Here is a 26,119-nt window from a genome sequence, read left to right on the forward strand (position 1 = left end):
TAACATCTACAGACTCTTGAGAATCGGATCGTCCGAGGCGATGTGGTCCTCCACATACGGGCGCTGCCATTCCAGGAACGTCTCGCCGGACGTGGTCAGATGCTCGCGCAGCAGTTCCTTGACGATGGCCTGCGCGATCTCCTCCACGATGCCGTTGATCTGTTCGATGGCCGGCGTGGAGCCCTTGCCGCCCTCGCCGAAGCCCGCACCGCCGTAGCAGGCCGCCGAACTCAGCCGCATCACGGTCTCCAACTGGCCGCACACGCCCGGCAGCAGCGCGAACATCGAGCCGGACAGCTTGCGCAGGGCCGCGAACTGCCACTTGTAGTACGGCATGTACCCCACCACCATCGGCACGTTGATGAGGAACACCAGCGACGCCGTGGCGTTGACGAACTCGCGGATGGCAAGCCACGCGGCCGCGCCGTCGCCGCGCTTCAACGAGCGCGGCAGGTTGTACTGGCCGGCCTGCGCGATCATGCCGAGCCGCTTGGAGATAAGCGCCAGACGCACGTCATCCGGCATGTCCTTGAACCCCTGACGGGTCTTGGAGAACGTGCCGGTGGGGTCCGCGAACACCTCGCCGTTGGTGGCTGCGGCCAGCGTGGCCTCGTCCAGCATGAGCCATTCATGCGCCGCGGTGGGTGCGGGGGCAGCCGGATAGCCGGTGATGGCGGTGAAGAAATCGCCGATGCGGAACACGCCGTCGCGGCGGTTGGCGCCCTGCGCCCGCGGGGTGGCGGGGGAGAAACGTTGAGCCGCCCCGCCCTCCATTGCTCCGTCGCCGGATTCCGCGGCCGCAAACGTGACGCGATTCTGCCCGTCCACGGTGAAGTCGCGCGGCAACGCCTCATAATCGGCCTGCAATCGTTCGCCGATCGTCTCGTAATCCTCGTCCGCAAGCCACAGGCAGCAGCGTGGGCCGAAGTCGTGGTCCTGCGAATACTCATCGTCGAATCCGTAGCATTCGGATCCGTGACCCACCAAGCCGGCGGCGATGCGACTCACGTACTGCGGGTACTTCGCCTCGATCATCGGCCGGACCACCTGCGTCCAGAACGCGCGCGCCAGCTTCAGGCCGGACACCGGGCAGACCGTGACGTCGGAAGAGTCGGAACCGGAATCCGCCCCGTCCACCGGTTCGGTGAGCGGATTCGTCCCCGGCCTGCCGTCGTCAGGAGCATGGCCGGGGACTCCCGATGCGATGTCCGCGGCGGGCAAGCCGGTGCCAGCACGTTCTTCGGCGATTGCGGAAGTAGCGCCGGACTTCTTGACATCGGTTGCGGCGTCGGTCGCCACGCCTCCGTCCGACCGGGTGCGCTCGCCGTGCGCCACGGCCTGACGTTCGGCCTCGCGCAGGTTCTCCTCGGTGATACGCCAGTAATCGGTGTCCTTGCCGTAGCATTCCTCGATGACCCCGAGCGCACGGCGATACCCGTCCGCCGCGTCCGCAAAGCGTCCCTCGGCGAAGCACACCTGCGCGAAGCCGGCCAGCGCGGAGGCGTAATGCGCGGAATGTTCCAGATGACCGGTCCTGTAGATCTCCAACGCCTTGGCCGCGTGCCAATGCGCGCCTTCCAACTTGTGCTCGGCGAGCAGGGTCAATGCCAGATTGGTGTGTGAACTGGCCACGTCGATGTCCGCATCCGGGTTCACGCTGGACGCCTCGATGATGCGCAGGGCCTCGCGCAGCTCGGTTTCTGCCTTATCCAAACGGTCGGTTTCGCTGTAGAGCATGGAGAGGTTGTTGTGCAGCGCCGCGAGCCTGCGATCGGTGGGGGAGAAGGCGCGACGGCACACGTCCTGCGCCTGATGGTAGAGGTCCTCGGCCTGGTCGTACTGCTTGGCCGCGCGCATGGCGGTGGCGCAGTTGATGAGTGTGGTGGCCCACGCCTCGGAGGTACCGGTGGTCAGACCCATGCGTGCGGCAAGCTCCAGCGCCCGCTGCACGATCCATTGGTTCTCCTTGTGACGGCCTTGGGAGCGGTAGAAGCCCATCGTCTCGTTGAGCACGGTCAGCAGCCCGGCCGCGTCGCCGGCGTTCTCCGCATCCACCGCGGCCTGTTCCAGATACGGGCCGGCCTCGGTGGCGGCCGCATGACGGTTGAAGATGTCGTCCAATCCCTTCAGGAAGGCATCGACGTCGAAGTCCGCGGGCGTCTCGTCGTCGCCCTCGTCGTTCTCGTCATCATCGATGGCCGATTGTGCGGCGGCCACCTCATCAGTGTCGTCGCCATCCTCCGGACCATGTGCGAATTGTGCGGCGAATTGCCTGAGCAGCGCGTCTTCGTCAACCACCGTGTACCTCCTTGAACAGATTCCTGTAACAGTCTATGGTCACGGCGGCCTGCGCATACGAAAAATCGCCTGTGAGTTTGCTCTCAGCAGGCGATTGTTGGAGTTTGAAGGGTGGGGCTATGGAAGAACGAACTCGCTGATGTTTTGAGTTTGCCGATATGGAAGGCGCGGCGGGCAGGTATGTGCGTGACGACCGTAGGCTTGGCCGAACGGCCTTGAGTGTGTCGACACGTACATACCTGCCCGCCGCGCCGCCAGCCGTAATCAGTCCACCTTGACTTCGCGCATGCGGTGGATGGCGTCGGTGTTCGTCTCGCAACGCCACGAGTAATAGGTCAGCAGCCCCACGGCCATCAGGGCCAGCGGCACGCCGCCCAGGCCGGTGAACCGGTACTGCATGGCGAAGGCGTTGAGCATGGCGCCGCCCACGATGGAGCCCACGGCGTTGCCGAAGTTGAACGCCACCTGCACTGCCGCGCCGGCGATGAGTTCGCCGCCGCCCTGGCCGGCCTCGGTCATGAGCAGCTGCTGCGGAGCGGAGATGAAGAACAGGCCGAACGCGATCCAGAACGTCAGGATGGCGGTGGTCACCAGGTTGGCGGGCACGAGGAACACCATGATCAGGCCGAGGCAGGAAATCGCCTGTCCCAGGGCCGCGGTGCCGGCGTGGCGCCAACGGTCGGTGATGCGTCCGCCGATCAGGCCGCCCACCACCATGCCGAAGCCGGCGAGCATCATGAGCAGCGGCACCAGGTCGGACGACCAGCCGCCGGACTTCTGCAGCCACGGGGAGACGTAGCTCCACCAGCAGAACACGCCGGCGTTGCCGGTGAACACGGCGGCCAGGATCACCCACGGGCCGCGACGGGTCAGGAAGCGGAACTGGCCGGCGATGCCTGCGTCCTTGATGGGGGCGACGTACGGGATCCACGTCAGCGCAAGCACGATGGTCATCGCGGCCCACGCGGCGAGGAATCCGAACGCGAGACGCCAGGACAGGAATTCGGCCATCAGCGTGCCGGCGGGAACGCCCAGCATGTTGGCCACGGTCTGGCCGGTCACCATCGCGGCGACCGATTGCGCCTCCTTGCCCTTGTCCGCCAGCGTCTTGGCGATGAGTGTGGCGGTGCCGAAGAACGCGCCGTGCGGCAGGCCGGAGATGAAGCGAGCGACAAGCAGCATCGGGCCGTTGACGGAGACGGCGGACAGCAGGTTGCCCGTCAACGCGATGGCCATGAACAGGATGATGAGGTTCTTCGGCGGCACCTTGCGGCCGAACACCAGAATCAGCGTGCCGAAGCACACGCCGAAGGCGTAGGCGGAAATGTAATGGCCGGCGGTGGGGATGTCCACACCGGTCGCGGCGGCGGCCTGCGGCAGGATGCCCATCATCACGAATTCCGCGGCGCCGAGGATGAACGCGCCCGAAGCGAGCGCGAGCAGACTTTTCTTCATCGGTACTCTTGCCTCCACTCGTGCCTTCGCGCGGCGATCGGTGATGGGATACCGCGGTTCAGGCAAAAAGAAAGGGAACCAGCGGTAACCACTGATTCCCTTATTGCAGTCGGGCTGGCGGGATTTGAACCCGCGGCCTCTTCGTCCCGAACGAAGCGCGCTACCAAGCTGCGCTACAGCCCGTTTTGGCAACGTCGTATAGCTTACGATAAGGGTGCCTGTTCATGCAAACTACGGCGTGTCGCGCGGAATTCCAACGTTTTCGTGGCGGATTGCGGTGAATGGCGGCGGTTTCGTTTTTTGGGGGCTCCCCTCTTTGAGGGGAGCTGTCGGCGGAGCTGACTGAGGGGAGTTCGGCCATGTCGATAAATCAAGTCACTCCCCTCAGTCTCACTGCGTTCGACAGCTCCCCTCGGGGAGGGGAGCCAGAACCCCAAAAAGACTTGTTGCAGGCGCTTGGCGAAAGCCCGAAAAAGAGAATTCGCCGGTCTTGCGTACACTGAAGAACCATGGCTGAAGTTGTTGAAAACACTGAGAATACCGAGAACGAAACCCCGGCCGTCCCGCAGATGAGCACCGTCGAGCGTGCGGAAATGCTGCTCAAGCAGGACGCCACCATCACCGAGAAGATTAAGTCCGGCGCCACGCTGGACGAGGCCGTGGACCCCTCCAACAAGGAGTTCGGCCCGCTGGCGCACCCTGAGCAGGTGCAGATGCGTGTGGCCAAGCGCGCCATGATGCTTGAGGCCGGTATCGCCCCCTACCCGGTCCATCTGGACGTGACCGACACCATCGAGGACGTGCGCGCCAAGTACGACGGCAAGCTCGAGCCCGGCCAGGAGACCGAGGACATGGTCGGCATCGCCGGCCGCGTGCTGTTCCTGCGCAACGCGGGCGGCCTGTGCTTCGTGCAGCTCTCCGCCGGCGACGGCACCAAGATCCAGGGCATGATCTCCAAGAAGGAGATCGGCGCCGACTCCCTCAAGCAGTTCAAGCAGCTCGTTGACCTCGGCGACCACCTGTACCTGAAGGGTCGCGTGATCGCCTCCAAGACCGGCGAGCTGTCCGTGTTCGCCACCGAGTGGGCCATCGCCTCCAAGGCGCTGCAGCCGCTGCCGGCCCTGCACAAGGACCTCAACGAGGACACCCGCACCCGCAAGCCGTACATCGGCATGATCGCGGACGAGAAGATCCGCAACATGGTGCGCAACCGCTCCAAGGCCGTGGCCTCCCTGCGCCGTACCTTCGACGACCATGGCTTCCTCGAGGTCGAGACCCCGATGCTGCAGACCCTGCACGGCGGCGCCGCGGCCCGTCCGTTCACCACGCACATGAACGCCTTCGACCTCGACCTCTACCTGCGCATCGCCCCGGAGCTGTTCCTCAAGCGCTGCCTGGTCGGTGGCATCGACCGCGTGTTCGAGATCAACCGCGACTTCCGCAACGAGGGCGTCGACGCCACGCACGCCCCGGAGTTCACCATGGTCGAGGCTTACCAGGCCTACGGCACCTACGACTCCATCGGCCAGCTGGTCAAGGAGCTCGTGCAGAAGACCGCCATGGACGTCTACGGTTCGCACAAGGTCACGCTGCTCGACGGCACCGAATACGACTTCGGCGGTGAATGGAAGACCATCAGCATGTACGACTCCCTGTCCGAGGCCCTTGGCGAGGAGATCGTGCCGAACGGCGGCCCCGAGCACCCCGGCACCTCCGTGGAGCACCTGGGCGCCATCGCCGACAAGCTCGGCGTGGAGCGCGACGACGTAGAGAACCACGGCAAGCTCGTGGAGCACCTGTGGGAGCACTTCTACGAGGACAAGCTCTACGAGCCGACCTTCGTGCGCGACTTCCCGGTCGAGACCTCCCCGCTGGTCAAGGGCCACCGCACCAAGCCGGGCGTGGTGGAGAAGTGGGATCTCTACGTGCGCGGCTTCGAGCTGGCCACCGGCTACTCCGAGCTCAACGACCCGGTCGTGCAGCGCGAGCGTTTCGTGGCCCAGGCCAAGGACGCACTGGCGGGCGACGAGGAGGCCTGCGACATCGATGAGGACTTCCTGGAGGCCCTCGGCGTGGGCATGCCGCCGGCAGGTGGCATGGGCATGGGCATCGACCGACTGCTCATCGCCCTGACCGGCGCCACGATCCGCGAGACCATCACCTTCCCGCTGGTCAAGCCGCTGGTGGCCTGAGTATCAAACCTGTTTCCCTTCGTATGTTCGCGTCTGAACGATTATGCCGCGAACATACAAAGGGTTTAGCCTCATTAATCCTTTGTATGTTCGCGAGGCCCTCGTCGGGACGCGAACATACAAAGGATTTTGCATAGTGTTGGGGGAAAATCATGAATCCACGTCTATGGCTGGCCGGATTGCGCCCCAAGACACTGTCCGCTTCGATCGCCCCGGTGCTGGTGGGCGCTGCACTGGCATCCCGCCGTATCGACCAGCTCGGCACCTGCGTCGAGATTCATCCCGTGCCGCAGGAATGCGTTGCCAACCAAGCCTTGGCCGAGCCGCTGCAAGCCCATTTCTGGCCGGTGGCCATACTCTGCATGCTTGTGGCGGTGCTCCTGCAAATCGCGGTCAATTTCGCCAACGACTATTCCGACGGCATCCGCGGCACCGATGAAGGACGGAACGTAGCGGAGGCGGAATCGGAGTCGGACGCCGAACAGCGCGGTGGAACGCCGAAACCCCGTCGCCTGGTGGCCTCGGGCGTGCCGCCGAAGCATGTGCTGATCGCTGCCGGCATCGCCGCCGTGCTCGCCGCCGTCTGCGGCCTGGCGGCGGTCGTCATCTCGCAGGCGTGGTGGCTGCTGGCCGTGGGCGCCTTGAGCCTCATCGCCGGCTGGTTCTACACCGGTGGCAAGCATCCGTACGGGTATGCCGGCCTCGGCGAAGTCGCGGTGTTCCTGTTCTTCGGTTTGGCCGCGGTGCTCGGCACCGAGTACGCGCTTGCCGGCAGCATCGATGTGATGGGCGTGTGCGGTGCCGTCTGCTGTGGTCTCAACGCCGTGATGCTGCTCATGGTCAACAATCTGCGAGACATCGCCGAAGACGGGCGACATGGCAAGCGCACGCTGGCCGTGCGGTTGGGGGAGCGGCGCGCCACCGCGCTGTTCACCGCCTGCTGCATCGCGGCGTGGGTGCTCGGTCTGTTCGTCTGTATGTCGCTGTGGCTGCCGTGGGGCGGCATCCTGCTGATCTCCGGCGTGGGGGTGCCGGTGCGCATGGTCTCCAGCGTGCCCAAGCGCCAGTTCCGCACCGCCCTGAGCGACGCCGGTTTCCAGACGCTGCTCTTCGCCGTCGTGGTCGTGATCGCCGTCGCCGTGTGACGCCAACCGTTATCCAATCGATTCCTTTCCTTGGCTCCCCTTGTCAGGGGAGCTGTCGGCATAGCCGACTGAGGGGTAGTCCATCGCGAACATGTTGGCTCTGGTCCAGCAACGCCAACCGTTATCCAATCGATGCGCAAAACGTAAGATTCGCAGTCGCGTTTGGCTCGCACGGGCTGTAAACTGGCCGTATGTCTTACAAACTAGTACTGCTCCGTCATGGACAGAGCGCATGGAACAAAACCAATCAGTTCACCGGCTGGGTCGACGTCCCGCTGACCGAGCAGGGTGAAGCCGAAGCCAAGCGTGGCGGCGAGCTGCTCAAGGAGAAGAACGTCCTTCCGGACATCGTGTTCACCTCCCTGCTGCGTCGCGCCATCAACACCGCCAACATCGCGCTGGATGCCGCGGATCGTCTGTGGATCCCGGTCGAGCGCAACTGGCGTCTCAACGAGCGTCACTACGGCGCTCTGCAGGGCAAGAACAAGACCGAGATCCGCGAGGAGTACGGCGACGAGAAGTTCATGCTGTGGCGCCGCTCCTACGCCACCCCGCCGCCCGAGATCGATCCGAACGATCAGTACGCCCAGAACCACGACCCGCGTTACACCGGCGACCCGGTTCCGGAAGCCGAGTGCCTGGCCGATGTGGTCAAGCGCGTCGAGCCGTACTTCAAGTCCGCCATTGAGCCGGAGCTCAAGGCCGGCAAGACCGTTCTGATCGCCGCTCACGGCAACTCGCTGCGCGCCATCGTCAAGATGCTCGACAACCTGTCCGAGGAAGAGATCGCCAAGGTCAACATCCCGACCGCCATCCCGCTGCTCTACGAGCTGGATGAGAACTTCAAGCCGATCAAGCCGCGTGGCGAGTACTTGGATCCGGAGGCTGCCGCCGCCGGTGCCGCCGCCGTCGCCGCTCAGGGCCAGAAGTGAGCCTCAAGCCGATAGGCTAGTGCGTTGAACACACATCAAGGGAGTCGCACCTCACCGTGCGGCTCCCTTTTTCGTACCCGCGTTATTTCGGCTCCCTTCTTTGAGGGGAGCTGTCAGCAAAGCTGACTGAGGGGAGTATACGGGCAGGAGCGAATCGTGGTACTCCCCTCAGTCTCACTGCGTTCGACAGCTCCCCTCAAAGAAGGGAGCCAGAAAAACGCGGTCGGCCAAACGGCATAAGAAAACGGCGTCCAGTCGCAACCGGATCGCCGTTTCGGGCATCCCCGAGGGGATAAGGATTTCAGTCCAGGCGTATCAGCCGATGTCGGTGCCCTCGTCGCGCGCGGGCTTCTTGGACGGGTCGAAGCCGGACACGATGTACACCACGCGGCGGGCGGAGGACACGGCGTGGTCGCCGAGACGCTCCAGGAAGCGGCCCAGCAGCACGATGTCCACGGTCTGCTGACGGGTGATGCCGTCGGACAGTGCCAGCTCGAAGGTCTTGTGGTGCAGCTCGTCCAGCGTGTCGTCGTCGAGGATGATGTGCTCGGCGATCTTGGCGTCACGGTCGGAGAGCATGGCGATGAGCTGGTCCGCGGTGTTGCTCAGGAAGTCGATCATCTGGGCGAACACCGGCTGGGCGGCCTCCGGCAGCGGGGACGCCGGGTAGGTGCGGCGTGCGGCCTCGGCCACGTGACGGGCCAGATCGCCCATACGCTCGAAGGTGGAGGCCAGGCGCATGGTGGAGACGACCACGCGAAGGTCGGTGGCCACCGGGTTCTGCTTGGCCAGCAGCTTCACGCACTGATCGATGACGGAGGACTCCAGGGCGTCGATCTCGATGTCGCCGTCGATGACGGTCTGGGCGGCTTCGACATCCTGCTTCAGCAAAGCCTCTCCGGCGCCGTTGATCGCCTTACGCACGTCCTGCGCCATATGGTCGAGGTCGTCGGCAACCTGCTTCAGCTCCTCGTTGAAAATAACGCGCATTTCTCTAGCCTTTCATGCTTTTCGGTATTGCAACCTCTCTCAGTGTATTATTCCAGCTTTCATGCGTTACTTCAACGTAGGCAATGGCAACCTCAAGTTGTTGCAAAGTTCATTGGGTTGTTCACCTTCAATTCATGTTCCCGGCGTGTTTTTGGCAGGCTTTCGGCGTGTTCCCAGCGTGCCGTGCGGTGTGGGAGAATAGGAGCCATGACTGAAATGCCGATTGCGGCCCTGATCGCGCTGATCGTGGCCGCCGTGTTGCTGGTGGTTCTTGGTGTTGTTCTGATTTTCGGCGTGGCGACGCATCGTGTGCGTGTGTCCGCGCGTCCTGTGGGGGAGGGGGACGCGGACGACGAGGAGTTGCCGGACGAGGCCTCCACATTGCTGTCCATGCTGCCGGACGTCTCGGTTCTGGTGGACGAGCATGACGAGGTGGTCCGTTGCAGTCCCGGTGCCTACCGTCTGGGCGTGGTCCAGGAGGACGCCATCGTAGGCAAGGAGATACTGGACGCGATTCACGAGACGCGCGCCCATGGAGGCAAGCGCCAGTTCGACCTGACCACCGACACCCCCGAGCGGTACGCGGCCGAGCGGGACAAGGGAAGTGCGGTAAAAACCCAGTCCGTACGCCGGCCCAACTGGCTGAAGGTCACGGTGGGGCGTATCAACGCGCAGTTCGTGATCGTGCTGGTGGAGGACGTCAGCGATTCGGTCCGGTTCGCCCAGGTGCGCGACGCATTCATCACGAACGTGTCCGAACAGTTGCTTGGCCCGACCGAGGCCCTCGCCAAGCTCGCCGATTCACTGGAACAGGGCGAGCCTAACCGCGAGCGCATCACCGAGGATGCCCGTCAGGTACGGTCCAGCTGCGGCAAGCTCAACCATATGGTCTCCGACCTGCTGCTGCTCATCCGCGCGCAGGAGCCGATCACGCCGTCCTCGGCGAATCGTCTTGCGGTCATGGACCAGTTGCGCAAGACCGTCGACCGACTCACACCGAAGGCCGAACAGGCCGGCGTCACGCTGCGGCTGAGCGGCGACGACACGCTGGTGGTCAACGATGAGGGCGGCCAGATCGACAGTGCGGTGACCAAGCTCATCGAGAACGCCATCGGCTATTCGAAGGAAGGCGGCGTGGTGAGCGTGTCCGCATCCAAAAGCCAGGACGGAGGCCGTGCCTCAATCCGTGTGATCGATCAGGGTGTGGGCATCGCCAAGAAGGACCAGGCGCGCATCTTCGAGCGCTTCTACCGCGGTGCCGGCCAAAGTGAACGCACGGCGGACGGCGTGGGTCTGGGCTTGGCCATCGCCAAGCATGTGGCGCTGACCCACCACGGCGACATCGCCGTCTGGAGCACCCCCGGCCAGGGCAGCACCTTCACTCTCACCCTGCCCCTGGCGCAGTGACCCCATCCTTGGCTCCCCTCTTTGAGGGGAGCTGTCACCGTAAGGTGGCTGAGGGGAGCGGCTCGGTGAGTCCGTTGCTGCCCCTACAAGCCCAATCGCCGGTAATCCCAGCGGTCGAAGAACTCCCAGATCAGCAGCAGCAGTCCGATGATCACGCCGGACGAGCACATGATCACCAGCGGCTCGAAGGTACGGTCGATGGTCGTCAGTATCAACGCGACGATCAGGGCCACGGCCCACAGGCCGGTGCCGATGCCGAACACCTTGCGCAGATCCACACGCACTGGCTTCGGGGTGGGCTTGCGGACGGCAGGGTCGATGATGGGCGCGAACTTCATAGTCATGCACTGTAGTCAACAGGAACGTCAATCGCCGCGCACGACGATGCGATACGCGACGATTGACAGGAAAACAAGCGGATTACGGACGGACCTGCCTTACTGCAGATGCTCCACCACGTAGTCCACGCACTTGGTGAAGGCGATCACGTCGGACGGCTCCACGGACGGGAACACGCCCACGCGCAGCTGGTTGCGGCCCAGCTTGCGGTAGCCCGCGGCGTCCACGATGCCGTTCTCGCGCAGGATCGCGAGCACCTGGCTGGCCGAGACGCTCTCGTCCAAATCGATGGTGACCACGGCGTTCGAGCGTGCGCCCGGATCGGTGACGAACGGATGCGCGTAATCGGAGCGTTCGGCCCACGTGTACAGGATGGACGCGGACTTGGCGCAACGGGCGGCGGTCCACGCCAGTCCTCCATTGCCGTTGAGCCATTCGATCTGGTTGGCCATCATGATCAGCGTGGCCACGGCCGGGGTGTTGAGCGTCTGGTCCTTGCGTGAGTTGTTCAGCGCGGAGGTCAACGAAAGGAACGGCGGCACCCAGCGGCGCGCGCCCTCCAGATGGGCGCTGGACTCCACGCCGGCCGCACGGTCGATGGCCTCGGGGGAGAGGATGGCCACCCACAGGCCGCCGTCGGAGCCGAAGGCCTTCTGCGGGGAGAAGTAGTAGACGTCGGTCTGCGCGATGTCGATGGGCAGGGCGCCGGCCGCGCTCGTGCCGTCGATGACGGTCAGGGCGCCGGCCTCACGGCTTCCGGGCACGCGGCGGATCGGCGCGGCCACGCCGGTGGAGGTCTCGTTGTGGGCCCAGCAGTAGGTGTCCACGCCCTCGGTGAGTTCGGGCAGGCGGTACGTGCCCGGCTCACCCTCGAAGATCACCGGCTTCTCCAGGAACGGCGTGTTGGCGGCGGAGGCGGCGAACTTGGCGCTGAACGAGCCGTAGGTGCTGAACGCGGCCTGACGGGTGATCAGCGAGGCGCAGGCCACCTCCCAGAACGCGCTGGCGCCGCCGTTGCCCAGCGCCACTTCGTAACCGTCGGGCAGGTGGAAGAATTCGGCGAGGCCTTCGCGGATGGAGCCGACCACCTGCTTGACCGGGCTCTGACGGTGGGAGGTGCCCAGCAGCGTGGTGGCGCCGGCGTCCAGCGCGGCGATCTGCTCGGGACGGATCTTGCTCGGGCCGGATCCGAAGCGGCCGTCCTCGGGCTTCAACGATTCAGGAATGGTGATGCTCACAGTCATGCCTTTAAGGCTAGCCCGTGCCGGCAACGAATGTGGGCAATCTCCCGGCTGCCGGATTTTCGGGGCATTTCAGGGTGCGTACTCTGCGCCGTTGAACACCCACCTACCCACCTGAGACCCCTTTCGAGATCATCAGGACTAGAACCCGCCGCTGTCGTAGGGGACCGAGGGTGCGGTCCCGCATGTCGTCCGTATGTCGGTTGTCTGATGGTCGGATGACGGATTGCGTGGTGATGTGTTTCGCGGAGGGGGTCTTTGCTTGAAGCGGTTGTGGTCGTTTGAGTATGGGAGAGGGGCTTTTCTGTACTCAAAAGACCGCGAATCCCCTCATCAGCGGTCTTTTGAGTACAGAAGTCATGTGCTTCTGGACTTGAAGGACCGCTAGGAGGGCATTTGCGGTCATTTGAGTACAGAAACGGGCTTTTCTGTACTGGAAAGGACGCTGAAGGAGGGATTTGCGGTCGTTTGGGTATAGAAGGGAACGGCTTCTGTCCTCAAACGACCGCTGGAAGTGGGATGCGCAATCGTTACAGTACAGGAGCGGCACACTTCTGTACTCAAACGGTCACGAGGAGAGGGATTCGCGATTGTTTGAGGACAGGAGATGAGCGCTTCTATACCCAAACGGTCGCCGAAAAGACGGCTCGCGATCGTGAGAGTAAGAGCTTGTCTTTTCCGTGCTCGAAGGCCGCCAAGATGGGGTAACGCTCCTTTGGGCCGGAAGGGCGGGGTTGTCGGCGGGCTGCACTGATTGATTAGTTTTCACACGCAGAGGGGAGGCTCCGGGCAACCGGCCCGGCAGTCGAGCTGTCGGCCGTTCCAGGCGTCGATTTCCCAAGGAGCCCGGCAGCCCCGTCATAGCCGGGCATAGATAATTCCTATATATAACGGTATGCGAGAAAGGCGATAGCGTCCCCAGCCGATCATGCCGGTGCGGTAAACGGTATCGGCAATCTTGCCGCAAGCCCGGAAATACAAGGGAATACCGCGGAAAAGCGCCGTGAAAAACCATGAAACAGGCCGTGAAACACCGGTGGTTTTCCAGGGAGAACGAGCATACGTCAATCGATTGACACGCCCGGACGGGCCCTTGCCAGGTTGGCAATTGACATACTCCCGTTGTAGAGTGGGCAATTGTGACGGTACGGCGACGCCCTCATGAGGAGGCGTCCGACCCATCCAAGGAGTAAATCAGTTATGAAGCATGCCTCGCATAAAGCGACCAAGGTCTCACACCAGAAGTTCAGCTTAGCGAAGGCTTTCTTCGCCTCCGGAAAGGGTTCCCACTCCGTTCGCGCGGTCCGTGCGGCACAGGCCGCCGGCGGCGATGCCATCGCGCTGGGCCTTGATCCCGCGGTGGCCGAGAAGATCAACGAAATCGCCCCGCAGACCCGTCGCTCCATTCGCGAGGCCGCCCGTGCGGCCGAACGTCGCAGCCATATCCTCGCCTCCGCGTCCCTCGCGGCGCTGGTGGGCACCGCGGCGACCTCCATGGCCTTCGCCCACAACGACGACACCACCACCGTGTTCGCCGACCCGGCCACCACGACCACGCAGATCAAGCGCGTGAGCGATGTGACATCCGCCTCCCGTTCCGAGGCCCGTACCGAACTCAATTCCTCCGTGACCGAGCAGTCCACCAACGAGGGCGGATGGAGTCTGAGCAACTCCGAAAGCTCGCTGAACACCACGCTGATGAACCGCAACACCGCGAACAACCCGGTGGTCTCCGTGCTTATGGATGAGGATTCCGCGGCTCTTCCGGCCGGCTTCGATCCGAACCACAGCGTCGGCACTAGCGGCAACAACTACCCGTGGGGCCAGTGCACGTGGTATGCGTACAACCGTCGCGCCGAGCTCGGCCTGCCGAGCAGCGGCAACTTCGGCAACGGCGGCGCTTGGGCCGATTCCGCCCGCGCTCTGGGCTACTGGGTGGACAATACCCCGCGCCACGTGGGCGACGCTGTGATCTTCACGCAGGGCCAGGCCAACGCCGATCCCGTCTATGGCCATGTGGCCGTGCTGGAGAAGATCAACGCGGACGGTTCCATCGAGATCTCCGAATCCAACGCCAAGGGCCTGGGCGTGATCTCCCACCGCACCTTCACCGCCGACGAGGCCGCCAAGTTCCAGTACGTGCACTACTGATTCCCGTCGATTCGCCGTATGCGGCTCCCGCATCATCGCAGATGAGTCGTCAGCTTTCGTGACATTGGTCACTTTTCCGCTGAAATCCGAGATGGATTTTTAGTGATTGTCAACTAGCGACACGCCGACATAATCCCCTATATTGTGCGGTTTCGCCCATTGACTCCCAGCTTCCGTTCATGTTTACGGGCTAGCGTTCAGGTTTCATGAGGACTTTTCCCCGAATCGCTTCAGTAATCGCCGCGTGCACAGCCACGGCCAGCCTGCTTGCCTTCGCCCCCGCGGCCAATGCCGACGAGGGTATCATCACTTCCATCAAGTCGTTCCCCACGAGCAGCCAGACCCGTGAGAACCTGACCGCCGAATCCACCGCCACCGAAGTCGAGGGCGACTCCAGCTGGGGTGGCATCGAGACTTTGAACGTGCCGCAGACCGCCTCCCAGGCCGAGAAGGACGCGGCCGCAGCCGAAGCGGCCAAGAAGGTCCAGGACGAGGCCGAAGCGGCCCAGGTGCAGAGTCAGATGGAATCCGCCAGTCGCGGCCAGGCTCGCAGCACCCTGTCCTACACCGAGACGGACGGTTCCGTGTCCGCCGGCGCCGCCGCATCCATCGATCGCGCATACTCGCTCATCGGCCAAAGCATGGACTGCACCGCTCTGGTGAGCTACGCACTCGCCGCACGCGGCATCAACTTCCATGGCTGGCCCGAGGAGTACGCCAACGTACCCGGCGGCCAGATCGTCACCGACGGCTCCCTGCAGCCCGGCGACATCCTCATCTACGCCAACACCGGCGGCTGGAACGGCGGCGCCCATTACGACCACGTGGCGCTGTACGTGGGCAACGGCCAGGCCGTGCACGGCGGTTGGAACGGCTACACCGTGGCGCTGGCCGGCGCCATGCTCAACCAGGTGACCATCGTGGTACGCATCCCGTGATGCACCTTCGCTGAATCGACGAACCCCTCAAGGCCCCGGCACGGACGTGTCCGGGGCCTTGTGCTGTGCGGAAGCGAACCAGAACAGGCGTCAACGTCTGTGGTAAGGTGGTGCGTTGATGATGAACGTTAAGCAGATTCTTTCGACTTCCGTCGCGGTCGTAGCGGCCGCCACCCTCTTCGCCGGCGTAGTACCCGCCGCCAACGCCGCGGACACCGCCAGCACCACCACCGCAGTGGTGTCCTCCCGCTCCTTCCCGAAGGCCTCCGCCGCCAAGGCGAACCTCCTGGCCGAATCCACCTCCACCTCGGTGGACGAGAACTCCAATTGGGGCGGCATCGAGACCCTGAACGTGCCGCAGACCAAGTCCCAGTCCGAGAAGGACGCCGAAGCCGCACAGAAGGCCGCCGACGAGGCCGCCAAGGCCCAGACCCAGGAATACGCGGCCAGCCGTTCCGAACAGCGCACCGCCATCCCGCAGATCGACTTGGGTTCCATGACCGGCAGCGGCGCCGATCTCGCCCGTTACGCCAGCCAGTTCACGGGCTATCCGTACGTCGCCGGCGGCAACACCCCGGCCGGTTGGGATTGCTCCGGCTTCGTGCAGTACGTGTACGCCCAGTTCGGCATCTCCCTGCCCCATTCCTCCGGTGCGCAGGCCGCCATGGGCACGCCGGTCGCCAGCCTCGCCGAGGCCCAGCCGGGCGACATCCTGGCCAACGGCACCCACGCCGCCATCTACATCGGCAACGGCATGGTGGTCAACGCCATGAACCCGGTGCAGGGCACGCAGATCGTCGACGTCTCCGTCTTCGGTGGCGCTGGCTACGCCATCCGCCGTCTCCTGTAGTTGATTCCGGCGGGCCGTACAGGTCGCCGAACCGCCTGGAACCATCCAAGAACTGTTCCAACGTTCATGCCAAGGCGCGTCCCATTACGGGGCGCGCCTTTTGCGTATTTGCCTGTTCTTTTTGCGCGTAGGCTACCGCCGAAACCGAGTGTCACGGGGTATTGTTGGACATGTGCGGGACTATCCCGTAATAACTTCAAGGAGGTCGTCATGATTAACGACAAGGCCATACTCGTCGGCGTTGACGGGTCGCATGCCAGCTACAAGGCAACATGGTGGGCCGCGAATTATGCCAAGCATGCCGGGCTCACGCTGCAGATCGTCTGCGCGTATTCCCTGCCAAGCTATGCCGCCGTTTCGTTCGATGCCACCTATACGGCGATGGGGGATGACAACGCCGCGCATTCCGACGCCCAGGAGATCCTGTCCAAGGCCAAGGCCATCGCGGACGAGCAGGGCGTGGAGGCAGCCACGCTGATCGTCACCGGAGACCCGGCGTCCGTGTTCGTGGAACTGTCCCGCAACTACAACCTCATCGTCATCGGCAACCGCGGCAAGGGCGGCCTGGCTGAACGACTGCTCGGCACCACGTCCTCCTCGCTGCCGGCGTACGCCTACTGCCCGATCGTGGTGGTGCCCTACACCGACGACGACGGCAACCTCATGCACCTCAACAACACCATCACCAAGGTGGCCGTGGGCTCCGACGAATCCAAGTGGGGCCTCAAGGCGCTCGACATCGCCGCCGACTTCGCCTCCTGCTGGGGTGCCGAACTCGACGTGATCTCCGCCGTGCCGAACCTCAAGGGCGTGGACGGCGAGGACGCCGTGATGGAGTCCTACAAGGAAGACCTTGACGTTCGTATCAAGCCGTTGCAGGAAGCGCATCCGGACCTGAAGATCAACAAGCAGATCGTGTCCGGACCGGCTGTGAGCGCCCTGACCAAGGCCAGCTACGACCATGACGTGGTGGTCGTGGGCTCCCGTGGCCGCGGTGGCTTCACCGGCCTGCTGCTGGGCTCCACGAGCCAGGGACTGCTGCAGCACGCGGTGGGCCCGGTGTACGTGGTGCCGCGCAAGTATGTGGAGGCCGCGGAATCCCGTCTTGACACCGTGCCGAGCTCGCCCGCCGATGTGCCGACCAAGTCCCTGGAGGACATCGCCGGCGTCGAAGAGATCCCGGTGGACAAGGCCGAACCGGAAGTGGCCCAGCAGATCGAGAAGACCATCGATCCCGACAGGCAGTGATTGACGACTAATCGGCAATAACGATACTGGCTCCCCTCTCTGAGGACATTGCCGTGAAGCAAACAGCAGAGCTGTTTGTAGGCAATGTGCGAGATGACAGTCGAGCCAGAAAAGCGCGAACGAAGTTCGTCCGTAATTGCCGGACGAGCTGTCGAACGAAGTGAGACTGAGGGGAGCGCCACGGTTATTCCGCGACTCCCCTCAGTCAGCTTCGCTGACAGCTCCCCTCGGAGAGGGGAGCCAGTTTTGATGTTTATGCCGCCTTACGGCAAATGATCCGTAATGCCGTACGGCAAAAATCAGTGCTTGATGGTCACATCCATGCGGACCGGGGTCTCCTGCACGTACGTGTGCTTCACCGTGCAGCCCTTTTCGATGTGGCGGGTGATGCGTTCCTTGAGCTTCGCGGCGTCCTCCTCGGACAGGTCGGCGTCGGCGGCATCCACCACGACATGCTCCTCGAAAGCGGTGTAGGCGTCGTTCTCGGGGTCGTAGGAGCCGTCCACCACGATTTTGGCGCCCTTGCCCTCGCCGAGCGTGTGCTCGATGGCGAACTGGCTGGACAGCGCCGCGCAGCCGGCCAACGCGACCTTCATCAGATCGCCCGGCGTGAACTGGCCGCGATCCTTGCCGAACTTGATATGAGCGCCGTCATCGCTGAAAGCATCCCACGAACCGTCCTTGTTGCGCTCAACCCACAGTCGCTTACCCATAGTGTGCCTCCTTACGGCATCTCATGGCATTGTTGACCTCTCCATTATGCCCCCAGGTATTGCGTTCGTTACGCTGATGGCTCGAATGGCCGGAAAATAAGGCTTTCCGCGAGGTCGCCGCACCAGCGCGACGGCCTAGGTAGGGCTCTGTCGATACCATGTTGCCCATGGCTTTGACCGAAGAACAGCTCGCAGACATCCGTACCCGTATCCCCGCGCGCCCCGAAACGGCCATTCCAATGCCGTACGAGGATCTGGTGCGCAAGATCCTGACCGAAGGCACCCTGAAGTCCGACCGTACCGGTACGGGCACCATCTCCCTGTTCGGCCAGCAGATGCGATTCGACCTTGCGCAGTACTTCCCGCTGCTGACCACCAAGACGGTCTTCTTCAAGGGACTGGCCTACGAACTGCTGTGGTTCCTCAAGGGGTCGTCCAACGTGCGCTGGCTGCAGGAGCACGGCGTGCATATCTGGGACGAATGGGCGGACGCCAACGGCGACCTCGGCCCGGTCTACGGCGTGCAGTGGCGCTCCTGGCCGGCCCCCACGCCGGAGGACCCGAACCGCACCATCGACCAGATCGCCAATGTGATGGATCTCATCAAGAACCACCCGGATTCCCGCCGCATGGTGGTCTCCGCATGGAATCCGGCCGAAGTGGAGCAGATGGCGTTGCCGCCCTGCCATGCGCTGTTCCAGTTCTACGTGGCGGACGGCCGGCTCTCCTGCCAGCTGTACCAGCGTTCGTGCGACATGTTCCTCGGCGTGCCGTTCAACATCGCGTCCTACTCGCTACTCACGCTGATGATGGCCCAGCAGGCCGGTTTGGAGCCCGGCGAATTCGTATGGACCGGCGGCGACTGCCATGTGTACGACAACCACATCGACCAGGTGCTCGAACAGCTCTCGCGCGAGCCGTACCCGTACCCGCAGATCGAGATCCGCAAGGCCGATTCGCTGTTCGACTACGACTACGACGACTTCACCATCGTCGGATACCAGCATCACCCCACCATCAAGGCGCCCGTCGCCGTCTGACGGTCCGGTGCCGGCTGATGGTCGGTTGCCGTCTGACATACCCACTACACTAAGGGCAGTTCCGCAATCCAGGAGGAGTAAGCGAAATGGAGCATGACAGTAGCCGTAGCGGCTATCACGAACCCGAGCCCGGATCTGCCGGGCTGTCTGCCACGGAGGAGGACTGGGGTGACGATTTCCCCAAGACCTTCTCGGTGAATCTGATTTGGGCCGAAGCCCGCGACAAGGAAGGTCGCGCCGGCGCCATCGGCCTCAATGGCGGCATGCCTTGGCACCTGTCCGAGGATATGAAGCACTTCAAGGAGCTGACCGTATCCCATCCGGTGATCATGGGCCGTAAGACCTGGGAATCGCTGGGGGTCAAGTACCGTCCGCTGCCGAACCGAGACAACATCGTGGTCTCGCGTGACCCGCTATACCGTGCGCCGGGCGCCACGGTGGTCACCAGCCTCGACGACGCGCTCGACATGGCCCGCCAGGAGGCGATTCCGGACGATGGTCTGGATCGTTCCGAAATCTGGATCATCGGCGGCGCGCAGCTGTTCTCCGAGGCCCTGCCGTTCGCGGACAAGGCCTACATCACGATGCTGGCCGCGAACGTGGACGCCGACACCTACGCTCCGGACATGGCCGCGCTGGTCGAGGCCGGGCTGTGGCAGGAGACCGAAGTGGGGGAGTGGCACACGCCCGCCGATCCGAAGAGCGGCATCGATGCCTACCGCTTCGTCCTGCTGACGAAGACCAAGTAAGACAAGAGCACCGACAGACCCTGGCATGCGGACGATTCGCCGTTCCGCTGCCGGGGTCCGTCTTTCGGACGGCGGTCGGGTCCGTGTCATGTCCGTTACGCCCGCTACGTCCGCTACATCCGTTTCCGATCTATGAAAGGCGATATGAGCACCAACAAGCCCTACACCGTCATGACCGTGTGCACCGGCAACATCTGCCGTTCCCCCATGGGCGAGATCATCCTGCGTCACTTCTTCGACGAACGCGGCCTGTCCGACCGCGTGAACGTGGAGTCCAGCGGCGTGTCCGATGAGGAGTGGAGCCATCCGATCGATCCGCGAGCCGTGCGTGTGCTGCGCGAACGCGGCTATGGCGATGAGATTCCGCGCGACCACTTCGCTCACCGCATCTCCCGCGACGAGATCGAGCGCACGGACCTGTTCCTGCCGATGACCGCGTCACATATGCGCTCCCTGCTGCGTATGCTGCCGCCCGGCAAGCGCGCAGAAGTGCACATGTACCGCAGCTTCGACCCGAACCTGCCCAAGCCGAAGCCGGGCCGCGAGGATCAGATCGACCTGGTGGATCCGTGGTACGGCGGCCAGCACGAGTTCGAGGTGGCCATCGACCAGATCGAGGAGGTCGCGCCGTACATCGTGGACTGGGTGGAGCAGCAGCTCAAGGACTAGTTACGGCAGCTCTCATGCATTGAAAAGGCCTTCGTCTCTCCTTGCGAGGACGAAGGCCTTAGCCATATCAGAACACCAGTTGCACCAGCAGCATGTACACGATGGTTCCGCCGGCGATCGACAGCAGCATGTTGCGTTTCCAGCAATGCAGCAGCACGATCGTCGCGCAGGCGATGAGTTCGGGGACGCCGTGCGAGCCGGTGAGAATCGGCGTATTGCGCAGCGAATACACCACCAGCAGGCCGGTCATCGCGTACGGCAGTACGGAGCCGAGGTATTCAACGAGACGCGGCGGCTGCTTGGATTCCGGGAACACGATGAACGGCAGGAATCGCGTGAGCATGGTGCCGATCACCACGGCGGCGACGGTGATCACACCCTGCCAGACGGTCATGGTCATGATTGACGTTCCTCCTTGGCGTCGGCGGCCGCGGTGGCGACAGGCCGATCATCGTTGTTGCATACGTTGGCTGCGGCGTCATCACCGGCGGCCATGGCATCGGACTTGAGCGTATCCAGATACGGGCGCAGCACCATGAACAGCACCAGCATCGCTATCAGCGACGGAATCATGAAATCGTCCGCGCCGAACAGTACGAGACAGGCGAGCGAAGCCAGCACGCCGATGACGGCGGACAGGCGCTCGCGGTGCTTGCCGACGAGCCACTGGTCGAGGAAAATCACCAGGAAGAGTGCGGTGAGCACGAATTCGAGGCCGTCCGTGTTGAAATCAAGATGGGAGCCGATCAGACCGCCGAGCGTGGCGCCGATCACCCAATACGACTGATTGAACAGCGTGACCCACAGGTAGAACCAGCCGCGGTCGACGCCGCGGGGGATGCGGGCGGAGGAGTTGATGGCGAAGGTCTCGTCGCACATGCCGAAGATGAGGTACGGACGCTTCCAGCCAAGGCCTTTGAACGGGCCGAGCATGGACAGGCCGTAGAACAGGTGACGTGCATTGACCATCAGGGCCAGCAGGAACGCGGCGATCGGGTTGAACGCGGAAAGCAGCAGATTCACCGTGACGAACTCCATCGAGCCGGCGAAGATGAACGCGCTCATGCACATCGGCCAGACGAAGGAGAATCCCTTGGTGCCCATGAGCATGCCGTAGGAGGCGCCGAGGAACAGGAAGCCCATGCAGATCGGCACGGTCAGCGGAAACGCGGCCTTCAGCGCCGCGATGCGCGGGGATTGGGCTGCGGGTTGGGTCGCGGGTTGGGAGGTGCCGGTCGAATCCTGATTATCGTATGCAGGTGCTTCAGTCGGTACTGAAGCGGTGGTGGTGGCCATCCGTGAATCCTCCCCTCCGCCGGGCCTTTGCGGTGTCCCACGGAACGACGTCGGTCTATCTTGCGGGCAAACGGTTTGCTCGCCAAAACAACCTGTCAAGAATAACGCCCACGGTGGAGGTACGGATTCGCGGGACGGCGAGGCGTTGTTATTGCTTCCGGCCGGATTCTCCTCGGATATCCGCGTCAGTCCAGTTCTGCTTCACATAGGGATTGGAAATTGGCGTCCGGCGGATGCGGTCCTCCACTTCGCTCCGGTTCCATTCGGATACGTACGAATACGAAATGCGTCCGGGGGGCGAGTCGTTCCATCATGGACTGGTAGGTGTCTCGTTCGGATAGCAACGTGTCGATGAGGTATCCGGGTTCATCCGGGAAACGGTCCAGACCTCGCACGTAGAAGTTCTTGCGGGAGTCGTGGATGATCACGGGCACGCTGTCCAGCCGTAGCAGCTCTTTGAACATGACCAGACGGCCGATGCGCCCGTTGCCGTCGGAGAACGGGTGTGTGGTCTCGAACATCCAGTGGGCGTTGGCTATAAGAAACGGATCATCCTTCAGGGTTCGATACAGCTCGAACACGTGCTCCATGGCGGCGGGCACATCTTGTGGCAGGGCGGTATGCACTTCCAGGATTTCGCTGATGACGTTCGGCAGCACCTTGTAGCCACCTACGTTACGATTCGGGTCGAGTTCCTGGCTGGTGCCGCGTTTGAGCATCGCGTGCAGGTCACAGACCATGTCCTTATCAATGGGGTCGTCAACATGGTCGAGTATCCAGTTGAACGTGCGGAAATGGTTTCGTGTCTCGACCACGTCATCGGCGCGGATTTCGTCGTCGGAATCGTGGGGCAGAAGGGCTCCGGTATCGTACAACTGCGCTGTCTGCTCAGGGGAGAGCGTGGAGCCCTCCATATGATTCGAGTTGTAGGCGAACAGAATCTGGGTGTTGTAGTACAGGCCGCCGCCTACGTGCTGGTCGCGTTCCTGCCTCAGCCAATCCACTAGCCGCACTTTGCTGACCATGTCGTTCCTCCCGGCAGTACAACTCCTTCTTCACTGTTTGGCTTTGAATTCGAATGATAATCAGAAGCCAAACAGTGGAAAGATTATTGCCGTTTCGCCACGGTGCCATGACATCTTCGTCGGAACTGGCAACCGTGGTGTGCGGCTGTCTTGGCGACAGCGGGATACGAATGCGATGTGCATGATTCTGGTGGAAAACAGAAAAGCGCCGGAATCTTAAATCCCGACGCTATTCGCTGCAATTATCTTCGTACCCCCAGAGAGGGGGATACGACCCAGCGTCGTACAGGTCCATCTCCACCACTCCGGGGGCAAATAAATTTACCTTCATTACTTACAAAATCAGTCATAGCAACGGTTCCCGCTTTCTTCCAATAGACACGCAAGCAGTGTTGCTCCTTAGCGTCATCTTCATGCGGCTGATGGTCGAAACGACCTGTGACGAGTGATCGAATCAGCCTAAACCTCAATGATTGCAAGGCCTAAGGCACTAGAGGTGCATTTTTAGGTGCAATGGCTCGCCGAGGGCCCATTCGGCCACTTGGTGGCATTTTTGGTGGCATTTTTCCGAAGCCGTTATGCGTGCCATCGATCCTGGATTCAGCAAGGAGCATCATCATGTCCGCAAGGACGAAGAAGGACAGTACAGGGCCGTCGCCGGTGCGGCGGAGCAGGTTCGGCACCGTGACGCCGCGCTACGATACCGCAGGCAATCTCGTCGCCTGGCAGGTTCGGTACCCGGACCCGAAACGACCGGGCAAGAAGGTCCAGCGCCAGTTCAAGCCGGACATGGAGCACGAGGCGCACCAGTGGCTCGAAGAGGAACGGCATCTGGTGGAACTGGACCGCAAGAACATCCAGGAATGGGTCCATCCGTCCGAACGCCGCCGCAGGAAGCGCGCGAACCTTATCTCGTTCGAGGAGTACGTGACCCGGTGGGCGGAAGGATACCGGCTGCCGAACGGCGAGAGGATAGCCGGCGGCACGCGCCGGAACCTGTATCTCGACATCGCGCACTTCATGCCGGGCTTCAAGGGCAAGCTCCTGACCGAGATCACGCCGAAGGACATCAAACGTTGGTACGATGCGCCGCACCCCGAGGGGCAATGGGCGTTCCGCCGCTCATGCATGCGCCTGAAGGCGGCGTTCGCCAGCGCCACGAAGATGAGTATGGACGGCTCCCCGCCGCTGATCCGTGATAACCCGTTCATTCTGCCCATACCACCCGCACCGCGATCCGCCAGGGAGGACGTTCCGCCGGTCACGCCGCTGGAACTCAAACTGATCGCGGAGAACATGCCCGACTACACGAGACTGGCGGTGATACTCGCCACGCTCGTCGGAGGCCTCCGTTGCGGCGAGCTGTGCGGCCTGCAGGTCAAGGACATCGACCTGAAGGCCAAACGCCTGACCGTGCGCCATTCCGTCAACAGGGGCTATACGGATTGCGGTTCGACACGCATCGCCAGGACCAAGACCGACTCCAGCCGACGCACCGTACCCATCCCCGACGGGCTCGTTCCCCTGATTCACGACCATCTGCTCAGACACTGCGAATGGACGGACCAGGAAGCCATGGTCTTCCGCCCCAGACGAGCCTCGGTGATGAGCCAGACCACTTTGGAAGCCCAGTTCCGCAAAGCCAGGGAGAAAGCCGGCCGACCCGATCTGACCTTCCAATCCTTGAGAGCGAGCCATGCGACCCTGCTCATGCTCAAGGGCGGCACCCTGAGGGAGGTCATGGATGAACTCGGCCACGTCAGCGAGAAGGTCGCCATAAAGCACTACCAGCGCATCGTCGCCCAGCATCGCAACCAGATCGTCAACCAACTCGCCGAAGACTTCATCAAAACAGCACAATGAATAAGACATCGATATAGGTACAGTGTTTGCCAAACCCAACAAAACACAGTTGGAAGAGCACCCAATATGCCGTGAGTCAATGCTCATGTACGGTAAAGTATCACAAGAAAATTATGTCGAATTGACAGCCGCCTCCGCTATACCGAATAAGGAAATAAAGAGTCCTCAAATTTTGCGCTACTAAATGAAGACGAGCGGAAGTAATCTCCCGCTCGTCAGTAAACTTAACTATGCCATATCAATCCCGCTTCTTTCCCGCCACCGGCACTAAGAACAGCGCGGGCAACAGCAGGAAAGCGGTACAGACCAGCCCCCAGGGTATGGACACCTGCTGGGCTACCAGCCCCACAATAGGCCCGCCGATGATCTGCCCGAAAGAGTCCAGCTGTCCGCTGGTGGAAAAGACTGTGGCGCGCATTTTCTCATCCACTTGGTCGTTCATCCAGGCGGCCAGCACAGGCTCCTTGATGGTGCGCATAAGCCCCGCCAGCAGGAACACCAACAACATGAACCAAAAGCTCCGCCCCACCGCGAAGAGAACCAGGCACAGGATATACCCGGCGCTGGTGGACATGGCCACACTGGTTCGGCTGACAGTCCCTTTTTTCTCCATGCGGGCGATGAGCAACTGAGAAGCCAGAATACCTAAGCCGCTGCCGATAAGACTGATAACACCGAACCAAGTGACGCTGTTCAGCGGCCCGATAACGGGTATTACCGTGTCATCCAGAAAATGAGCGGTGGAGAGCCGGTCAAAGCCTTCACTGGCAAGTCCCCCGCATAGTGTGATTGCTAAGAGCGCCAGCAACACAGGTGCGCCTTTCACAAAGCCCAGGTTGAGCTTGAACAGGCAGACAAAGTCTTTAAGCAAGCCCTGCCGTTCCTCAATAGCAGGGGAGAAGTTGGTTTCTGGCATGATGCGAACCATCACCAGCCCCAACAACAAGCACAAACTGCCCCCCAAGATGATAGGCATTTGCAGGTTTATGTTTCCCAGCAGTGTGCCCAGCACCACGCCCAGAACGCCGCCGATTTGCCCCATTTGACTGCCCCGCAGGAACACCTTGTCTATGGGTTTGTCCTCTTCCTCCGAGGCAATCCACGCCTCCAGAGCGCCGGTGATGAAGGTATCACCGCAACCCCAGACAACCTGGGCCAGCAGAACCGGCGCGAACCACGGTAGCGCACCCTCCATCAGAAAGCCCAGGCCGTAGAGGAACATTCCAATCAGCACCGAGCGCCGACGGCTATACAAATCCGCCACCACACCGGTGGGCATCTCGAACAGAAAGCAGGAGGTCTCCAGAACCGTCCCTACCAGGACAAGCTGGAAAGCATCCAGCTGCACCACCTCCAGGTGGTACACGATGGAAAGCACTGTGGACATAGAAACCGCCAGGGAACAGACAAATCGGAACAGCAGGTAGACAGAATATGCCTTTGAATTTTTAGCCGAGGTGCCTCATTTGAAAGTGAGCGCGAAACCGGGAGTGGTGCCTCACTGGAAGTGAGCGCGAAATCCTAGTCGGTGTCGGCTGGTGTTTCGTTGTGGTCTTCCGGTCGGACGCCCGCGATCTT

Annotated in this window: 21 protein-coding genes, 1 tRNA gene and 1 pseudogene; 12 read left to right on the plus strand and 11 right to left on the minus strand. The window is 62.5% G+C overall.

Annotation, left to right across the window (positions count from 1 at the left end; translation table 11 throughout):
* Nucleotides 1-6: 6 nt before the first annotated feature.
* The 3 genes from JS536_RS06900 to JS536_RS06910 all read right to left on the minus strand — a co-directional run bounded on the left by JS536_RS06900 (nucleotide 7) and on the right by JS536_RS06910 (nucleotide 3,936).
* Nucleotides 7-2,298, minus strand: a complete 2,292-nt coding sequence (locus JS536_RS06900) for a DUF4037 domain-containing protein (RefSeq protein ID WP_214356337.1) — start codon at nucleotides 2,296-2,298, stop codon at nucleotides 7-9.
* Between the two features lie 264 nt (nucleotides 2,299-2,562).
* The gene (locus JS536_RS06905; protein ID WP_214356338.1) at nucleotides 2,563-3,753 is read right to left on the minus strand and encodes an MFS transporter; all 1,191 of its coding nucleotides are present in this window, start codon (nucleotides 3,751-3,753) and stop codon (nucleotides 2,563-2,565) included.
* 109 nt (nucleotides 3,754-3,862) lie between these two features.
* Nucleotides 3,863-3,936, minus strand: a tRNA-Pro gene (locus JS536_RS06910).
* 326 nt (nucleotides 3,937-4,262) lie between these two features.
* Here JS536_RS06910 and lysS point away from each other — a divergent pair.
* The 3 genes from lysS to JS536_RS06925 all read left to right on the plus strand — a co-directional run bounded on the left by lysS (nucleotide 4,263) and on the right by JS536_RS06925 (nucleotide 8,022).
* The gene (lysS, locus tag JS536_RS06915; RefSeq protein WP_214356339.1) at nucleotides 4,263-5,945 is read left to right on the plus strand and encodes a lysine--tRNA ligase; all 1,683 of its coding nucleotides are present in this window, start codon (nucleotides 4,263-4,265) and stop codon (nucleotides 5,943-5,945) included.
* A gap of 152 nt (nucleotides 5,946-6,097) precedes the next feature.
* Nucleotides 6,098-7,090 (plus strand): 1,4-dihydroxy-2-naphthoate octaprenyltransferase, encoded by a 993-nt coding sequence (gene menA, locus JS536_RS06920; protein ID WP_214356340.1) that lies wholly within the window; start codon nucleotides 6,098-6,100, stop codon nucleotides 7,088-7,090.
* Between the two features lie 191 nt (nucleotides 7,091-7,281).
* Nucleotides 7,282-8,022 carry a phosphoglyceromutase gene (locus tag JS536_RS06925; RefSeq protein WP_033889849.1) on the plus strand — a complete coding sequence of 247 codons (741 nt, stop codon included), beginning with the start codon at nucleotides 7,282-7,284 and terminating at the stop codon, nucleotides 8,020-8,022.
* A gap of 315 nt (nucleotides 8,023-8,337) precedes the next feature.
* On the opposite strand, the gene phoU is transcribed toward JS536_RS06925, so the two are convergent.
* Nucleotides 8,338-9,012 carry a phosphate signaling complex protein PhoU gene (gene phoU / locus JS536_RS06930; protein WP_214303931.1) on the minus strand — a complete coding sequence of 225 codons (675 nt, stop codon included), beginning with the start codon at nucleotides 9,010-9,012 and terminating at the stop codon, nucleotides 8,338-8,340.
* 207 nt (nucleotides 9,013-9,219) lie between these two features.
* Between phoU and JS536_RS06935 the strand changes: the two genes are divergently transcribed.
* Nucleotides 9,220-10,419: an ATP-binding protein gene (locus tag JS536_RS06935; protein WP_214356341.1), complete on the plus strand. Its 1,200-nt coding sequence runs from the start codon at nucleotides 9,220-9,222 to the stop codon at nucleotides 10,417-10,419.
* An 83-nt stretch (nucleotides 10,420-10,502) separates the two neighbouring features.
* Here JS536_RS06935 and JS536_RS06940 read toward each other — a convergent pair whose 3' ends face one another.
* On the minus strand, nucleotides 10,503-10,757 hold the full coding sequence (locus JS536_RS06940; RefSeq protein ID WP_214356361.1) for a DUF2530 domain-containing protein: 255 nt from the start codon (nucleotides 10,755-10,757) through the stop codon (nucleotides 10,503-10,505).
* Nucleotides 10,758-10,856: 99 nt separating this feature from the next.
* Nucleotides 10,857-12,002 carry a phosphoserine transaminase gene (gene serC / locus JS536_RS06945; RefSeq protein WP_214356342.1) on the minus strand — a complete coding sequence of 382 codons (1,146 nt, stop codon included), beginning with the start codon at nucleotides 12,000-12,002 and terminating at the stop codon, nucleotides 10,857-10,859.
* Nucleotides 12,003-13,199: 1,197 nt separating this feature from the next.
* Between serC and JS536_RS06950 the strand changes: the two genes are divergently transcribed.
* From JS536_RS06950 to JS536_RS06965, 4 genes are all read left to right on the plus strand, one after another.
* Entirely contained in the window at nucleotides 13,200-14,150 is a 951-nt protein-coding gene (locus tag JS536_RS06950) for a CHAP domain-containing protein (RefSeq protein WP_214356343.1), read from the plus strand.
* Nucleotides 14,151-14,356: 206 nt separating this feature from the next.
* Complete coding sequence (locus JS536_RS06955) at nucleotides 14,357-15,088, plus strand: NlpC/P60 family protein (protein WP_214356344.1); 732 nt, start codon at nucleotides 14,357-14,359, stop codon at nucleotides 15,086-15,088.
* Between the two features lie 118 nt (nucleotides 15,089-15,206).
* Nucleotides 15,207-15,938 carry a C40 family peptidase gene (locus JS536_RS06960; protein ID WP_214356345.1) on the plus strand — a complete coding sequence of 244 codons (732 nt, stop codon included), beginning with the start codon at nucleotides 15,207-15,209 and terminating at the stop codon, nucleotides 15,936-15,938.
* 210 nt (nucleotides 15,939-16,148) lie between these two features.
* The gene (locus JS536_RS06965; protein ID WP_214356346.1) at nucleotides 16,149-17,186 is read left to right on the plus strand and encodes a universal stress protein; all 1,038 of its coding nucleotides are present in this window, start codon (nucleotides 16,149-16,151) and stop codon (nucleotides 17,184-17,186) included.
* Nucleotides 17,187-17,485: 299 nt separating this feature from the next.
* Here the strand turns inward: JS536_RS06965 and JS536_RS06970 are convergent, their stop codons facing one another.
* The gene (locus JS536_RS06970) at nucleotides 17,486-17,899 is read right to left on the minus strand and encodes an OsmC family protein (RefSeq protein ID WP_214303924.1); all 414 of its coding nucleotides are present in this window, start codon (nucleotides 17,897-17,899) and stop codon (nucleotides 17,486-17,488) included.
* 239 nt (nucleotides 17,900-18,138) lie between these two features.
* Between JS536_RS06970 and JS536_RS06975 the strand changes: the two genes are divergently transcribed.
* The 3 genes from JS536_RS06975 to JS536_RS06985 all read left to right on the plus strand — a co-directional run bounded on the left by JS536_RS06975 (nucleotide 18,139) and on the right by JS536_RS06985 (nucleotide 20,357).
* Nucleotides 18,139-18,939, plus strand: a complete 801-nt coding sequence (locus JS536_RS06975) for a thymidylate synthase (protein WP_214356362.1) — start codon at nucleotides 18,139-18,141, stop codon at nucleotides 18,937-18,939.
* An 86-nt stretch (nucleotides 18,940-19,025) separates the two neighbouring features.
* Entirely contained in the window at nucleotides 19,026-19,688 is a 663-nt protein-coding gene (locus JS536_RS06980) for a dihydrofolate reductase (RefSeq protein ID WP_214356347.1), read from the plus strand.
* A gap of 144 nt (nucleotides 19,689-19,832) precedes the next feature.
* On the plus strand, nucleotides 19,833-20,357 hold the full coding sequence (locus tag JS536_RS06985; RefSeq protein ID WP_214303922.1) for a low molecular weight protein-tyrosine-phosphatase: 525 nt from the start codon (nucleotides 19,833-19,835) through the stop codon (nucleotides 20,355-20,357).
* A 67-nt stretch (nucleotides 20,358-20,424) separates the two neighbouring features.
* Here JS536_RS06985 and JS536_RS06990 read toward each other — a convergent pair whose 3' ends face one another.
* The 3 genes from JS536_RS06990 to JS536_RS07000 all read right to left on the minus strand — a co-directional run bounded on the left by JS536_RS06990 (nucleotide 20,425) and on the right by JS536_RS07000 (nucleotide 22,678).
* The gene (locus JS536_RS06990; protein ID WP_214356348.1) at nucleotides 20,425-20,757 is read right to left on the minus strand and encodes a branched-chain amino acid transporter permease; all 333 of its coding nucleotides are present in this window, start codon (nucleotides 20,755-20,757) and stop codon (nucleotides 20,425-20,427) included.
* Nucleotides 20,754-21,653 (minus strand): AzlC family ABC transporter permease, encoded by a 900-nt coding sequence (locus JS536_RS06995; RefSeq protein WP_214356349.1) that lies wholly within the window; start codon nucleotides 21,651-21,653, stop codon nucleotides 20,754-20,756. The genes JS536_RS06990 and JS536_RS06995 overlap by 4 nt, the downstream gene beginning before the upstream one ends.
* A gap of 185 nt (nucleotides 21,654-21,838) precedes the next feature.
* Nucleotides 21,839-22,678, minus strand: coding sequence for a Fic family protein (locus JS536_RS07000; protein WP_240544298.1), 840 nt, complete (start codon nucleotides 22,676-22,678; stop codon nucleotides 21,839-21,841).
* A gap of 618 nt (nucleotides 22,679-23,296) precedes the next feature.
* Here JS536_RS07000 and JS536_RS07005 point away from each other — a divergent pair.
* On the plus strand, nucleotides 23,297-24,541 hold the full coding sequence (locus tag JS536_RS07005; protein WP_051923789.1) for a site-specific integrase: 1,245 nt from the start codon (nucleotides 23,297-23,299) through the stop codon (nucleotides 24,539-24,541).
* A 238-nt stretch (nucleotides 24,542-24,779) separates the two neighbouring features.
* Here JS536_RS07005 and tet(40) read toward each other — a convergent pair.
* Nucleotides 24,780-25,994, minus strand: a pseudogene (gene tet(40) / locus JS536_RS07010) (tetracycline efflux MFS transporter Tet(40)); the annotation flags it as partial.
* Nucleotides 25,995-26,119 lie beyond the last annotated feature (125 nt).

This window comes from Bifidobacterium sp. SO4 (assembly GCF_018555355.1).
GTDB classification, from domain to species: domain Bacteria; phylum Actinomycetota; class Actinomycetes; order Actinomycetales; family Bifidobacteriaceae; genus Bifidobacterium; species Bifidobacterium miconisargentati.